Below are 13,240 nucleotides of genomic sequence, written 5' to 3'. Positions count from 1 at the left end.
GCCCGCCGGGGACGCCTAGGGCCGCCGGATGATCCTGCGCTGCGCTGCCACGGCGATCGCGGCGGTGCGGTTGTCCACGCCGAGTTTGCCGTAGATGTGCACCAGGTGCGTCTTGACCGTGGCCTCGGAAATGAACAGCTGCTTCGCGATCGCCCGGTTTCCCATCCCGGTGGCCAGCAATCCGAGCAGCTGGACCTCGCGGGCGGACAGGGCGGGCTCCGGATTCCTGATCCGGCCCATCAGCCGGGCCGCGACCTCAGGGGCCAGCGCAGTGCCGCCCGCCGCGGCAGAGAGCACCGCCTGGCGGATCTGCTCGGGCGGGGCATCCTTGAGCATGTAGCCGCTGGCGCCGGCCTCGACGGCGGCCAGGATGTCGGCGTCGGAGTCATAGGTGGTCAGGATGAGCACCGGCGGCGCCGGCTCGCCGGCCTCTCCTGCCTTGATCCGGCCGGTGGCGGTGACGCCGTCCATGCCGGCGCCCATCTGCAGGTCCATGAGCACCACGTCCGCGGGCTCGCCCAGGGTGTGGAGCCTGGCCAGTCCGGCCAGCGCGGCGGCGCCGTCGGCGGCCTCGGCCACCACTGTGATGCCCTCCAGATCACCCAGCATTGCCCGCAGACCGGCCCGGACCACCGGGTGGTCGTCCACCAGGAACACCCGGATGTTGTTCATTTCCGGTCCCCGCGGGCCGGCGCCGGCGCGGCGTTGGAACCGGGCGCTTGGCCCAGTGGCAGCCGGATGGCCACCACGGTTCCCTCACCCGGGGCAGACTCGATGTCCAGCTGCCCGTGGAGGGCGGCCACGCGGTCCCGCAGCGACGTCAGACCATAGCCGGACCCGTCCGGACGGGCCAGCAAGGCCAACGGGTCGAATCCGGCGCCGTCGTCGTAGATGTCCATGGCCACGTCCGGGCCCAGGAAGGAAAGGGTGACGACGGCGGTGCCCGCCTGCGCATGCGCCCGCACGTTGGCCAGGCTCGCCTGCGCGGCCCGGAGCAGGACCGTCTGGTGGGCGCCGGGGAGTTCCACCGGCACGCCTTCGACGTCGAGGCGGCAACGCAGCCCGGCACCCCGCGCCGCGGTCTCCGCTTCGGTCGTTTCGCACAGCCGGAGAAGTCCGGCCACGAGGGAGCCGTCCTCAAGATCGGGGGACTGCAGGGCCCGGACGAAGTTGCGGGCCTCTGCCAGGTTGGCGGCGGCCGTGTCCCGGACAATGCGGAGCCTGTCCCGTGCCACGGCGGGTTCGCCGTCGTCCAGGGCCTTCTCGGCCGCGCGCCCCATCAGCACAATGCTGGACAAGCCCTGGGCGAGGGTGTCATGGATTTCCCGGGCCAGCCGGGTCCGCTCGGCCAGGGTGCCGGCATTGTGCTGGGTCCGGGCGAGTTCGGCACGGGTGCGGCGGAGCTCTTCGGCCGCCAGCCGCTGGTTTTCCGCCTCCAGGAACAGTGCCCGGTAGGCCAGCCCGGTGACCACAGCGAAGGCTGCGCCGAAAACGGGCCCGAGCACCATGGGCAGCTGCAGCCCCACGCTGGCCGGATCCACACTGGCCAGATCGGGAGACGCGGTACCGCCGTTGTGGAACCAGAGCGCCGCAATGACAAACACTGTGCTCAGTGCGATCGCCGGCAGCGCCAGCCGGCGCCGGAGCACGTGCAACTGCAGGAAGAACAGCGGGAAGGCCAGCCAGACGAAGTCGGCACTGGCCCAGACCAACAGCAGCCAGAGGAGGCAGACGCCGCCCAGCCACCAGGCCGAGTAGAGCCGCGGATCGAACCGGGTCCGGCGGGCGGCGTGCCGTTTCTCCAGCACGGTGCCCACGAGGTAAAAGGCGGCAAGCAGCACGGCCAGCAACAAGGTGATCCACTCCTGGCCCGTGATGCCGCCGGCCAGGAGCCGGAGCAGCGCCACCAGGAGCAGCACCGCAAAGCCGACGTGCAGGCTCACGCGAAGGACGCGCAGAATGACGGCCGCCCCGGTGGGCTCCGTGCCCGGCGCCGGTGCGCCGGCATGCCCAGCGTCGCCGTGCCCAGCCCCGGCATGCCCAGCGCCCTTGGGTCCTGTGCCGTTGTGGACCGTGTTGCCGGCGTCGCCCTCCATGCTTCCAGCGTAGTGCCGGTGCGGCGGGGCTCCTGCGGAAAACGGCCCGCCCCCGGCGGAATCAACCTTTTGGTTGATCGCAGGGCCGTCCGACCGGTGCCGGCGGTCCAACCGGGCGGCCGATGCCCCGGAGCCCGGCGGAAGGAAGGCTGGAAGCAACGCCACAAGCGCCTCAAACGACACCACGAAGGACACCATGTATCTCGCCATCCGCGATATCCGCTTTGCCAAGGGACGGTTCGCCCTGATGGGTGCGGTCGTCGCCCTCATTACCCTCCTGCTCGTCATGCTTTCCGGACTGACGGCCGGCCTCGGAAACCAGTCGACGTCGGCCCTCGCCGCCCTCCCGGCCGACCAGCTGGTCTTCGGCGCCCCGGCCGGGAGCGAACCCAAGGCCTCGTTTACCGAATCCGAGGTCACGCGCGCCCAACAGGGCCTGTGGTCGGCGCGCGACGGCGTCGCCCGCGCCGACGCCGTTGGGATCAGCCAGAGCCGCTTCCAGGCACTCGGCGCCGGAGGCGTGCCGGCACGCACGGCAAGCGTTGCGGTCTTCGGCACCGAGCCCGGCGCAGGCCTGGCTCCCGCCCCGCTGGCAGAGGGAACCATCGCCGTCGGAGCTGGACTGGCGGAGGACCTGGAGCTCAGCATCGGCAGCCACGCCTCGGTGGGCGGCGCCGACCTCGTGGTGACGGCGGTCGTGCCGGAGCAGTGGTATTCCCACACCGGCGTCGTGTGGACCACGCTGGCCGACTGGCAGAAGCTGGCCCATATCCAAGACGCGGACGCCGCGACGGTGCTGGCCGTGACATTCGACTCCACGTCCGGTACAGGGGTGGATCTCGGTGCCGCCAATACCGCCGCGGGAACCGTCAGCACCACGATCGACGGGTCTTTCCAGGCCCTCGGCTCGTACAAGAGCGAGAACGGCTCGCTGCTGCTCATGCAGGCCTTCCTTTACGGCATCTCAGCCCTCGTGATTGTTGCCTTCCTGACGGTCTGGACGGTCCAGCGCACCCGGGACATCGCCGTTCTGAAGGCACTGGGCGGGTCCGCCCGCTACATCCTCCGGGACGCCATGGCGCAGGCGGCCCTGGTCCTGCTGGCCGGCGCGGTGGCCGGCGGGCTGGCCGGTGTGGCCGGTGGAGTCCTCGCGTCGCAGGCGGCACCGTTCCTCCTCACGCCTTGGACAACGCTGCTGCCCGTCGCCGGAATCGTGCTCCTGGGCCTGGCCGGGGCAGCCCTCGCGGTCCGCAGCGTGGCCCGCGTCGATCCGCTCATCGCCCTCGGCGGCAACTGAGCAGCCCCGGCCCGCCTCATATATTTCTAGAAAGGCATATCTCGTGAACTCAACCCTGAACAACACCGCCCTGAACCTCGTCAACGTCACCCTGGAGTACCCGGACGGAGACGGCACCCTTAAGGCCCTGGATTCCGTGAGCCTCAAGGTGAACGCAGGCGAATTCGTGTCCCTGATCGGCCCCTCGGGGTCCGGCAAGTCGTCCCTGCTGGCCGTCGCCGCCACCCTGGTCCGGCCCACCGCCGGCCTGGTGGTGGTCGACGGCGAGGACGCCGGCGGATTGCCCGACTCCGGCCGCACCGCACTGCGGCGGGACAAGATCGGCATCATCTTCCAGCAGCCCAACCTCCTGCCCTCCCTCACCGCGGTCGAGCAGCTCGTGATCACCCAGCGCCTGCGCGGCGGGACGGCGCGGGCGGCCGGGGAACGTGCCGCGGCTCTGCTGGACCTTGTCGGTCTCGGGCATGCCCTGGCGAAGCGGCCGCACCAGCTCTCCGGCGGCCAGCGCCAGCGCGTCAACATTGCCCGGGCACTCATGGGCAACCCTGCCGTGCTGCTGGTGGACGAGCCGACGGCAGCCCTTGACCACCAGCGCAGCGAAGCGATCATCCGGTTGCTGCGGCAGGTCACCGACGAGTTCAGCGTGGCAACGGTCATGGTCACCCACGACACCGATTTCGTGCCGCTCACCGACGCCGTCGCGAGCATGCGCGACGGCCGGCTGTCCGCCAGGGCGGCGACGGCGGCCGCTGCGGCGCCGCGTCGGGGCTAGCGGCTAGGGGACCCGGTATCCGAGGTCCGGGACGCCGAGACCGAACATGTCCTTGAGGGCATGCCGGGCGGCGTGGAAGCCGGGCATCCCGGTGACGCCGGGACCGGGCGGGGTCGACGACGAGCACAAGTACACCCCTGGCAGCGGCGTCCGCCAGGGCACCGGGCTCAGCACCGGCCGCCGCAACATGCCCCAAAGGTCCATGCGGCCTGCGCCGAAGTCCCCACCGACGAAGTTCTCGTCGTACGCCGCCAGCCCTGCGGCCGTGGTCACCTTGAACTGCACCACCACATCCCGGAACCCGGGCGCGAAGCGCTCCAGTTGCGCCATGACCGCATCGCTCATGTCCACAGTGGAACCGGCCGGAACGTGGCAATAGGTCCACAGGATGTGCCGGCCGGCCGGCGCGCGGCCGGCATCAAAACGCGAGGGCTGGGATACCAGCACGTAGGGCCGGTCCGGATGCCGTCCCGAGGCGACCAGGCGTTCCGCTTCGGCGGTTTCCGCCCGGGTGCCGCCCACGTGCACCGTCCCGGCATCGGCGAGGCCGTCCGCCGCCCACGGCACCGGTCCGGAGAGGATGAAATCGACCTTGCAGGAAGCGTTCCCGAAGCGGAAGGACGCCAGGGCGCTCCTATAGCGCGACGGGAGCCGGCCCTCCGCCAGGTGCAGCAGCGCGGGGGGTGCCACATCCAGCAGCGTGGCCCGGGCCGGCGGCAGCTCCGCGAGCGATGTGATCCGCCTGCCGGTCTCGACCACCCCGCCATGGGCCTCGATGTCAGCGGTCAGCGCCCGGGCAATCGCGGCCGATCCACCGCGCGGAACCGGCCAGCCGCCGGCATGGCCCAGGGCGCCCAGCATCAGCCCGGCGCCGGCGGCGGTGATCGAGGGCAGCGGCGCCACGGCATGAGCGGCGACGCCGCTCAGCAGTGCGGGAGCCAGGTCCTGGCTGAACCTCGCATTCCACAGCGGCGAGCCTTGTTCGAGCGCCCGGAGGCCGAACGCGGCGGCGGCCAGGGGATCTGCCGGAATCCGCAGCAGCTGGTTCAGGGTGAGGTCCGCGACGCCCTCCACCCGCCGCACGAGGGGCTCCATGAGCTGGCGGTAGGCGGCGCCGTCCCTCCCGAGTTCCGCAACGGTGCGGTCCAGGGAACGGTAGGCCAGCGCCGCGCGGCCGCCGTCGAGCGGGGATCCGTACGAGAGCTCGGGCACCTCCAGGGGCACGCGCCTGGACAGCTCGAACCGGCGGAAAAAGGGTGAGGCCAGAACCATGGGGTGCACGGCCGAACAGACGTCGTGGAAGTGGCCCGGTTCCATCAGTTCGGCGGTGCGCAGTCCGCCGCCGGGTGTGGCGGCCGCCTCGAACACGTGGACTTTGAGTCCGGCCCGCGCCATGGTCACCGCCGCGGCCAGCCCGTTGGGGCCGGAACCGACGACGGCGACGTCAGTCATGCGCTGTGGCTTTCCGCCACGGCACGCTTCCGCCACGGCACCAGGGACGCCGCGGGCCGGCGCAGATCAATCCGCAGCCAGTCCGGTGCACCGTCGAAGGGGCCGCCATGCGGATCATCGATGCGGTGGCGGCGGATCACGTCGCTGGACGGATCCCAGATGTCCCAGGCGACACGGGCCATCAGGTACGCGGTGGCGAGCATGTGGGCAACCACGGCCAGGACGTAGTAGGGCATGTCGATGTTGTGCTGGGTCGAGCCGCCGCTGGTTGCCTGCCCGAGGTACATCCAGATGGCGCCCCAGTGCAGCGCTTCGATGGCTTGCCAGATGACGAAGTCACGCCAGCGGGGCCGGGCAAGGGCGATCAGGGGGATCAGCCACAACACGAACTGGGGGGAGTACACCTTGTTGGTCAGGATGAACGCGGCCACGATCAGGAACGCCAGCTGCGCGATCCTCGGCCGGCGGGGTGCCGTCAGTGCCAGGACCGCAATCAGGATGCAGGCCAGGAGAAACAGGTCCAGTGCCAGGGAGTTGATGGCCGCGGCCTCAAGCGGATTCCAGCCCAGCCGGGCGGCCACCAGGTTGTAGGCGAACCAGGGCGAGCTGTAGCCCGCCGGCCGCTCCTGCGTGAACTGGTAGAAGTACTTCCAGCCGTCCGGATTTGCCGCGGCTGCCGGGACGTTGACCGCCAGCCAGGCCGCGGTTGCGGCACCGGCCGTGATCAGCAGCGCCCGGATGCGCCCGCTCCGGAGCGCCAGCAGCAGGACGGCGCCGAGGATCAACAGCGGGTAGAGCTTGGTGGCCGTGCCCAGGCCGATGAAGATCCCGGCGAGGACGAGCTTGTTCCGCGCAAAGAAGTACATGCCAAGAGCCAGCATGCACACGGCCCACATGTCCCAGTTAATGACGCCCGCCAGGACAATGCCGGGGGCGAGGGCAACCATCGCCGCGTCCCAGGACCGCCGGCGGTTCGTCCGCGCCGTGGCCAGCACGGTGATGATCCAGACGGCGGCGATCAGGGTGGCGTTGACGTCGAAGTAGCCAAGGACGCGGGGATCGTCGGTGCCGGCGCCGGGCACCAGAAGTGCGGTGGCACCCGCAATCAACCCCATCAGCACGGGGTACTCGAAGAGGCTTCCCGGGGTAATGAAGGGGAAGGCGCCATCGCCGAGGCCGCGGTTGCGGAACAGCTCCGGAAAGTCCGAGTAGCACGTGGCGTAGAACTGCCCGGGTGTTTCCCAGCCGTTGGTGCGGCAGAAGTTCTTGAGCAGAATCCCGGCCAGGGCGGCGAGGACAGTGAGGATGACCAGAACACGATCCACCGTAAAGAATCCCGGCGAAACGATCCCGGGCGCCGAGCGGTGGCCCAAGGGACCGCCTACCAGTTCCGTGAAGTTTCGGAGAAAAGGGTCGCTGCGGCTCGGGATGACCAATCGGACCCGTTTGCGCTCCGGCGGCTTTGTCTCCTGCATGACCTTGAGCTTACCGGGGGACATTGACCCGTGCCGCGCCGCGGTCTTCGCTGGCACGTCGTATCGGAGCCGCCACAACGGCTGGCCACGAAGGGATGCTTAAAAGGGGGAGCCCGTGCGGCGACGCACGGGCTCCCTGGGATCGGTTCCAATGTCAGTCATCAGGTCCTCCTTCGCTGCGGACAGTCCTGCCGGCAACGGGCTCCGCCCCTGCACGGGACTAGTCCATGCGCCGGTGGCGGAAATGTCCGGCCGTCAGCAGATCGGGCGTCAGCGAATCAGGCCGGCCTGATGCATGGCGAGGAACGTGTCGTCCCGCCTTTGGTCCAGGAGTTGGCCGTTGAAGCGTGTCGACTCCCTGCGGCTCAGCTTTCGGAACAGGACCGTATAGAGCTTGTTCATCATGGTTCTTACCTCCCCTCGGGGACTCGATCGGCGCGCCCTGGTGGCGGGCAGGGCTGTGCGGTGGGCAGGAGCGGTGGTTGCGGTAGTCACAGGGACCTTTCGTTGGTGGGGATTGAGCCGCCTTGGTTCAATGGGGCGAACAGGAGGCAGCAGGAATGGGCGGATGAAACGGGCCGCCGTATTTTGGGCGCGACAAATAGAGCGCTGGATGCAGGGAATTCGAATAACCGGTTCCGGGCGTGGCAATTAGCCCGAAAATCCCTGGCCTTAATTAGGCCGGAATTCCGGATAGGAAAAAGTTATTCGATGGAGAATGGCCCCTGGACGCGGTAGCGCCGAAACCCCAACAAGAAGCTGGGTTCCGAACTATGGGGAGGCTGCGCAACCGCGTGGTTCCGCCTGTTCAGGCTGCCGTCATTGGGCTTTCCGTCATGGAAGGCCAACTGCCGCGGGCCCCAGGCTGCATTGCCTGGGACGGGAAAGCGGTCAGGAAACAGTCAGTCCGACATTTGGGCGCGGGTCAGCGAACGAGGCCGGGTTGGCGGTGGTGGAGTACATCCATCCGCTAGTCAAAGTAATCATCATTTTCCCAACCTCCTTTTCTGTTCTGCCGTGGCTCCGGCTGACAGGCCGGGCGACGCGCGCCGTGACCCCGGCAAGTCGCCTTGGGGTCAGAAATAAAAATACACTACGAATGCGGCAGTTGCCTACCGAATTCATAAACTTTTTTTAACTTTGTTTTAAAAACCGGTTTTAGAGTCCCCAGCGCACGATTGCCGGTGTCTTCTTATCCCATCCCAGTGTGCAGACTTTGGCGGTCCCCAACACGAAATGCCGGCCCTCGCGGGGGTCCAATCCGAGCCACCGGGCGGTCAGGATGCGGGAGAAATGCCCGTGCGCGACGATCAGCACATTGTCCAGGCCCGATTCGAGCACCCGGGCCACGATCTTGTCCGCGCGGGCGGCGACGTCGTCGAGCGCTTCACCATTGGGCACGCCGTGCGTCCAGATCAGGTATTCGGGGTTGTCCTTGCGGATGAGGTCCGAGCTGATGCCCTCGTAGTCGCCGTAGTCCCACTCCACCGCCAGCGGCTCCAACTGGGCGTCGGGGTAGCCGGCGAGTTCGGCGGTCCGGCGGGCGCGGCGCAGGGGTGAGGTCAGTACGAGGTCGAAGTCGACGGTCTCGAGCACCCTGCGCGCCTCCACGGCCTGCTGCTCGCCTTCCACCGTGAGGGGCATGTCCGTGAGACCGGTGTATTGCCCGCTCTTGGACCACTCTGTTTCACCGTGCCGCAGGATCCACAGTTGGGGGCGGGGGCCGTTGGATGGTGCAATCACTTAGGACTCCTCAGTGGTGGAGAGTTCGGCGCCGGCGGGCGCCGCCTCGGGCTGTGCCGCCCACCAGTCCCGCAGGCGGGATTCGGCGACGGCGGGATCGAGCGGGCCGTGCTCCATGCGTTCTTCCAGCAGGAATTTGTAGGCGCGGCCCACCACGGGACCGGGCTTGAGACCAAGCAGCGCCATAATCCGGCCGCCGTCCAGGTCCGGGCGGACGGCATCGAGGGACTCCTGCTCCCGCAGCGCCGCGATCCTGTCCTCAAGGTCGTCGTAGGCGAAGGACAGCCGGTCCGCCTTGCGCTGGTTCCGGGTGGTGACATCGGAGCGGGTGAGCCGGTGCAGGCGCTCCAGGAGGGGACCGGCGTCGGTGATGTAGCGGCGGACCGCGGAATCGCTCCAGCCGGCCTCACCGTAGCCGTAAAAGCGCATGTGCAGCTCCACAAGCCTGGCCACGGCCTTGATGGTGTCGTTGTCGAAGCGCAGCGCCTTCATGCGCTTGGCGGTCAGCTTGGCGCCCACCATGTCGTGGTGGCGGAAGCTCACTGCGCCGCCCGGTTCAAAGCGGCGCGTGGCCGGCTTGCCGACGTCGTGCATGAGGGCGGCGAACCGCAACACGAAGTCCGGGCCGGGAACCGGGCCGTCCGCCTTCGACTCCAGCGCTGCTGCCTGTTCCAGGACCTGCAGCGAGTGCTGGTAGACGTCCTTGTGGCGGTGGTGTTCATCGGATTCCAGGCGCAGGGCCGAGACTTCCGGCAGCACCAGGTCCGCAAGTCCGGTATCGACCAGCAGGTCCACGCCGGCCCGCGGCTGCGCGGCGCAGATGAGCTTGATCAGTTCATCGCGCACGCGTTCGGCCGAGATGATGCTGATCCGTTCAGCCATCCGGACCATGGCCTCGCGGACGTCTGCGTGCAGCGACACCCCCAGTTGGGCCGCGAACCTCGCGGCGCGCATCATGCGCAGGGGGTCGTCGGAGAAGGACGTTTCCGGCGGCCCGGGCGTATTGAGGATCGAGGCGTGCAGGTCGCGGACGCCGCCGAAAGGATCGACGAGCTCCAGCATGGGCAGCCGCAGGGCCATGGCATTGATGGTGAAGTCCCGCCGCAACAGGTCATCCGTCAGGGATGTTCCGAAGGCCACTATCGGCTTGCGGGACTCCGGATCGTAGGCGTCGGCCCGGTAGGTGGTGATTTCGATCTGGAAGTCGTCCTTGCGCATCCCGATGGTGCCGAAGGCGCGCCCGATCTCCCAGTAGTTGTCCGCCCATTTCTTGATCAGGGCAACCGTCTGGTCCGGAGTGGCGTCAGTGGTGAAGTCCAGGTCGGGCGAGACCCGGCCAAGAAAAAGGTCACGGACCGGCCCGCCCACGAGGGACAGCTCGTGGCCGGCGTCGACGAAGCGCTGCCCGAGCTCCAGAACCACCGGATCCACCTGGAAAGAAACGGTGTGGGAGTCAGTCTTGTGATGTGCGTGCGCCATAGTTACTTAAGCTTGTCAGAAAACCGCGCCAGCACCACACCGGAACCCGCAAGGATCCGGCGGGTTCGTCACGATTGCGCACGAACCGGCGCGGGCCGACTTTCCCGGCCGTCTACTTTCCGGCCATGTTTAGGTCATCAACAGCGGGCAAGAGTCGTTAGAGTGGACCTCATGGCCCATCCCGTACCGAGCGCTCCCGGCAGGAGGACAAACGCACCGTTGCCGTCGGCAATAGGTGCCAACGTCGCGCCTGTCCAGCACACGGGCCAGGCCTCCCTGCCCACCGTGGAGGAAATCTCCGCCGGCGGCGTCGTGGTGGACATGTCCGACGCCGACCTGCGGGTAGCGATCATCGCGCGCCTTAACCGCGGCGGACGTCTCGAGTGGTGCCTGCCGAAGGGCCACCCGGAAGGCAAGGAAAGCAACGAGGAAGCCGCGGTCCGCGAGATCGCCGAGGAAACCGGGATCGAAGGCAGGATCCTGGCACCGCTGGGAAGCATCGACTACTGGTTCACCGTGAGCGGGCACCGCGTCCACAAGACCGTGCACCACTACCTGTTGCGGGCCACCGGCGGGGAACTCACCATCGAAAACGATCCGGACAAAGAAGCCGTGGACGTCGCATGGGTTCCGATCCAGGAGCTGGCGCGCAAGCTGTCCTTCCCCAACGAACGCCGCATCGCGGATCTGGCCAAAGAAGTCCTGCCGGAAGACCGCTGAAGGCCGCCGGTGCGGCCGGTCACGTCCACGGATAGCGACTAATGCCCCGCGCGGGTGAGACGATGAAGACGATGTCATCAGCCAAACCCGCCCCCGTACCCTCCGGCCCCGCCGATTCCAAAGCTGCCCAATCCGGAGAAGCCCGTTCCAGCGCCGTCATGGCCGCCGGAACCCTCGTTTCGCGTTTCCTGGGCTTCGCCAAGACCTGGATGCTGGCCGCCGCCCTGGGCCTGGGCTCGACGGTCAACGACACTTTCATCAACGCCAACAACCTTCCCAACCTGATCTTCCTGCTCGTGGCCGGCGGGGTGTTCAATGCTGTTCTGGTGCCGCAGATCATCAAAGCCAGCAAGGCGCCGGACAAGGGAGCGGACTACATCAGCCGGCTGCTGACGCTGGCGGTGCTGGTGCTGCTCGTTCTCACGCTGCTGGTCACGCTGCTGGCGCCGTCAGTCATCCAACTGACCACCCAGGGCTACTCGCCGCAGCAGAAGGCCCTCGCGGTGTCGTTCGCGTTCTGGTGCCTTCCGCAGATCTTCTTCTACGGCCTGTACGCCCTGCTGACCCAGGTCCTCAACGCCCACGGGGCCTTTGGACCCGCGATGTGGGCGCCAATCATCAACAACGTCGTGGCGATCGCCGGGCTGGGCATGTTCATCGGCATCATGGGGGCCAACGCCACCAACCCGCACACGATCGACAACTGGGGCCCGTTCCAGACCATCCTCGTCGCCGGGTTCTCCACAATCGGCGTCGTCACCCAGACCGCCGTGCTGCTCATCCCCGTGTTCAGGCTCCGGCTGGGGCTGCGGCCGCGCTTCGGCTGGCGCGGGGTCGGTCTGGGCCATGCCGCGAAGCTGAGCGTCTGGACCCTGGCGACAGCCGCCGTCGGGCAGTTCGCCTTCCTTTACGTCATGCGCATCGCGACGATCCCGGGCGCGGAACGGCTCCGCCTCCAGCAGGCCGGGGATCCCGCGGCAGCCTTCATTCCGGGCAACGCGGTGCTGGAGGTGGCCAGCCAGCTGTACCTGCTGCCGCACTCCATCATTGCCCTGTCCCTGGCCACCGTGCTGTTCAACCGGATGACCCGGGCGTCCCAGGACGGTGACCGGGCCGCCCTGCGAAACGCGCTCTCCCACGGGCTGCGGACCATGGCCGTGGCAACCGTCTTCGGCGCGCTGGCGCTCTTCGCGCTGGCCGGACCGCTGGGCATGTTCTTCTCCGGCAACAATCGCCTGGACGGCGTCATGCTGGCCCAAACCCTCACGATCCTGGCCCTCAGCACCCCGTTCATGAGCGCCAACTTCATGATGTCGCGGGTGTTCTACGCCAATGAGGACGCACGGACGCCGTTCTTCATCCAGCTGGTCCTGGCGCTGGTCAACCTGTCGGCCGCGTTCGCGATCCAGTTCCTGCCGTTCGATCAGATCATCTTCGCCATCGCGATCCTCTACACGGCCGGCAACATCCTTTCCGTGATCGTCAGCGCGACCTTCCTGCGCCGGCTCCTGGGCCACCTCGACGGGCCCCGCATCGCCAGCTCCTACATCCGCATGGGGTATGCGGCCCTGGGTTCCGCCCTCGCCGGAGCTGTGGCGTTGTGGCTGCTGGGCAGCTACAACCCGGACGGCTACGCCTGGAGCGACCGGACCGCCGCCCTGGTGACAATCGTCGTCGTCGGTCCCGTCATGCTGGCCGCCTATTTCCTGCTGCTGAAGCTCTTCCGGGTCACCGAGCTGCAGGACCTCCTGCAGCCGCTGCTTGGGCGGCTCCGGCGCAGCACCGCCGCAGGGCCCGGCACGGGGCCGCAGGCAGACGGCGCGGCGGAGGTCCGGAGGGCACCGGAGCGGGCCACCGTCTCGGTGGATACGGGCCTGATTCCGCGAATTTCCGGCGAGTTCGACGCCGAGTCGTTCCGTGCCGGTCCCGACATTCGGGAAGAGGACTCGTTCCCTTACGGCCGTCCCGCTGGCCCGGAGGGCGGTTACCTGCCGGCAGAAGACCTCCCCAGCACCGCGCAGGGCGGCTTGGGCAAGGGCGATGTTCCCCTGCCGGGCCGCCGCACCTACCAGGGGCCGGCCGGCCACAACCCCTACTTCCCGTTTGGCGGGAAAAAGAAAAAATGATCCCGGCTCCGTTTCGAACTGCCGTGCTCACGCGGCCTGGACAGAGCATCGGCTAGGATCGAAGACTAACAAGGGAAGTT

The 13,240-nt window shown here is 68.1% G+C and carries 11 protein-coding genes; 4 read left to right on the top strand and 7 right to left on the bottom strand.

The features are described from left to right. Positions 1-15: 15 nt before the first annotated feature. Positions 16-672, bottom strand: coding sequence for a response regulator (locus AC1DKN_RS01980; protein WP_230009120.1), 657 nt, complete (start codon positions 670-672; stop codon positions 16-18). Continuing rightward, the gene (locus tag AC1DKN_RS01975) at positions 669-2,096 is read right to left on the bottom strand and encodes a sensor histidine kinase (RefSeq protein WP_476870311.1); all 1,428 of its coding nucleotides are present in this window, start codon (positions 2,094-2,096) and stop codon (positions 669-671) included. The genes AC1DKN_RS01980 and AC1DKN_RS01975 overlap by 4 nt, the downstream gene beginning before the upstream one ends. Positions 2,097-2,292: 196 nt before the next feature. On the opposite strand from AC1DKN_RS01975, the gene AC1DKN_RS01970 reads away from it, so the two are divergent. Together AC1DKN_RS01970 and AC1DKN_RS01965 are read left to right on the top strand one after the other, a co-directional pair. Next, positions 2,293-3,393, top strand: coding sequence for an FtsX-like permease family protein (locus tag AC1DKN_RS01970; RefSeq protein WP_476870310.1), 1,101 nt, complete (start codon positions 2,293-2,295; stop codon positions 3,391-3,393). A 43-nt stretch (positions 3,394-3,436) separates the two neighbouring features. Continuing rightward, on the top strand, positions 3,437-4,165 hold the full coding sequence (locus AC1DKN_RS01965; protein ID WP_476870309.1) for an ABC transporter ATP-binding protein: 729 nt from the start codon (positions 3,437-3,439) through the stop codon (positions 4,163-4,165). A 3-nt stretch (positions 4,166-4,168) separates the two neighbouring features. Here the strand turns inward: AC1DKN_RS01965 and AC1DKN_RS01960 are convergent, their stop codons facing one another. The 5 genes from AC1DKN_RS01960 to AC1DKN_RS01940 form a co-directional block, all read right to left on the bottom strand. Then, positions 4,169-5,617 (bottom strand): phytoene desaturase family protein, encoded by a 1,449-nt coding sequence (locus AC1DKN_RS01960; protein WP_476850698.1) that lies wholly within the window; start codon positions 5,615-5,617, stop codon positions 4,169-4,171. Next, positions 5,614-7,092 carry a glycosyltransferase family 87 protein gene (locus AC1DKN_RS01955; protein ID WP_476850699.1) on the bottom strand — a complete coding sequence of 493 codons (1,479 nt, stop codon included), beginning with the start codon at positions 7,090-7,092 and terminating at the stop codon, positions 5,614-5,616. The genes AC1DKN_RS01960 and AC1DKN_RS01955 overlap by 4 nt, the downstream gene beginning before the upstream one ends. Positions 7,093-7,362: 270 nt before the next feature. After that, positions 7,363-7,497 carry a hypothetical protein gene (locus tag AC1DKN_RS01950; RefSeq protein WP_263407439.1) on the bottom strand — a complete coding sequence of 45 codons (135 nt, stop codon included), beginning with the start codon at positions 7,495-7,497 and terminating at the stop codon, positions 7,363-7,365. 753 nt (positions 7,498-8,250) lie between these two features. Beyond that, entirely contained in the window at positions 8,251-8,835 is a 585-nt protein-coding gene (locus tag AC1DKN_RS01945) for a histidine phosphatase family protein (protein ID WP_028277661.1), read from the bottom strand. Next, the gene (locus AC1DKN_RS01940; RefSeq protein WP_223914879.1) at positions 8,836-10,314 is read right to left on the bottom strand and encodes a CCA tRNA nucleotidyltransferase; all 1,479 of its coding nucleotides are present in this window, start codon (positions 10,312-10,314) and stop codon (positions 8,836-8,838) included. It lies immediately after the preceding gene. 171 nt (positions 10,315-10,485) lie between these two features. Here AC1DKN_RS01940 and AC1DKN_RS01935 point away from each other — a divergent pair, with 171 nt between their 5' ends. Together AC1DKN_RS01935 and murJ are read left to right on the top strand one after the other, a co-directional pair. Beyond that, positions 10,486-11,034 carry an NUDIX hydrolase gene (locus tag AC1DKN_RS01935; protein WP_223914878.1) on the top strand — a complete coding sequence of 183 codons (549 nt, stop codon included), beginning with the start codon at positions 10,486-10,488 and terminating at the stop codon, positions 11,032-11,034. 62 nt (positions 11,035-11,096) lie between these two features. Continuing rightward, a complete protein-coding gene (murJ, locus tag AC1DKN_RS01930) occupies positions 11,097-13,160 on the top strand; it encodes a murein biosynthesis integral membrane protein MurJ (protein WP_476859687.1) in 2,064 nt (687 codons plus the stop codon). Positions 13,161-13,240: the final 80 nt, after the last annotated feature.

This window comes from Arthrobacter sp. 01N444, assembly GCF_056399305.1.
This window is presented reverse-complemented; position numbering and strand designations above follow the sequence as displayed.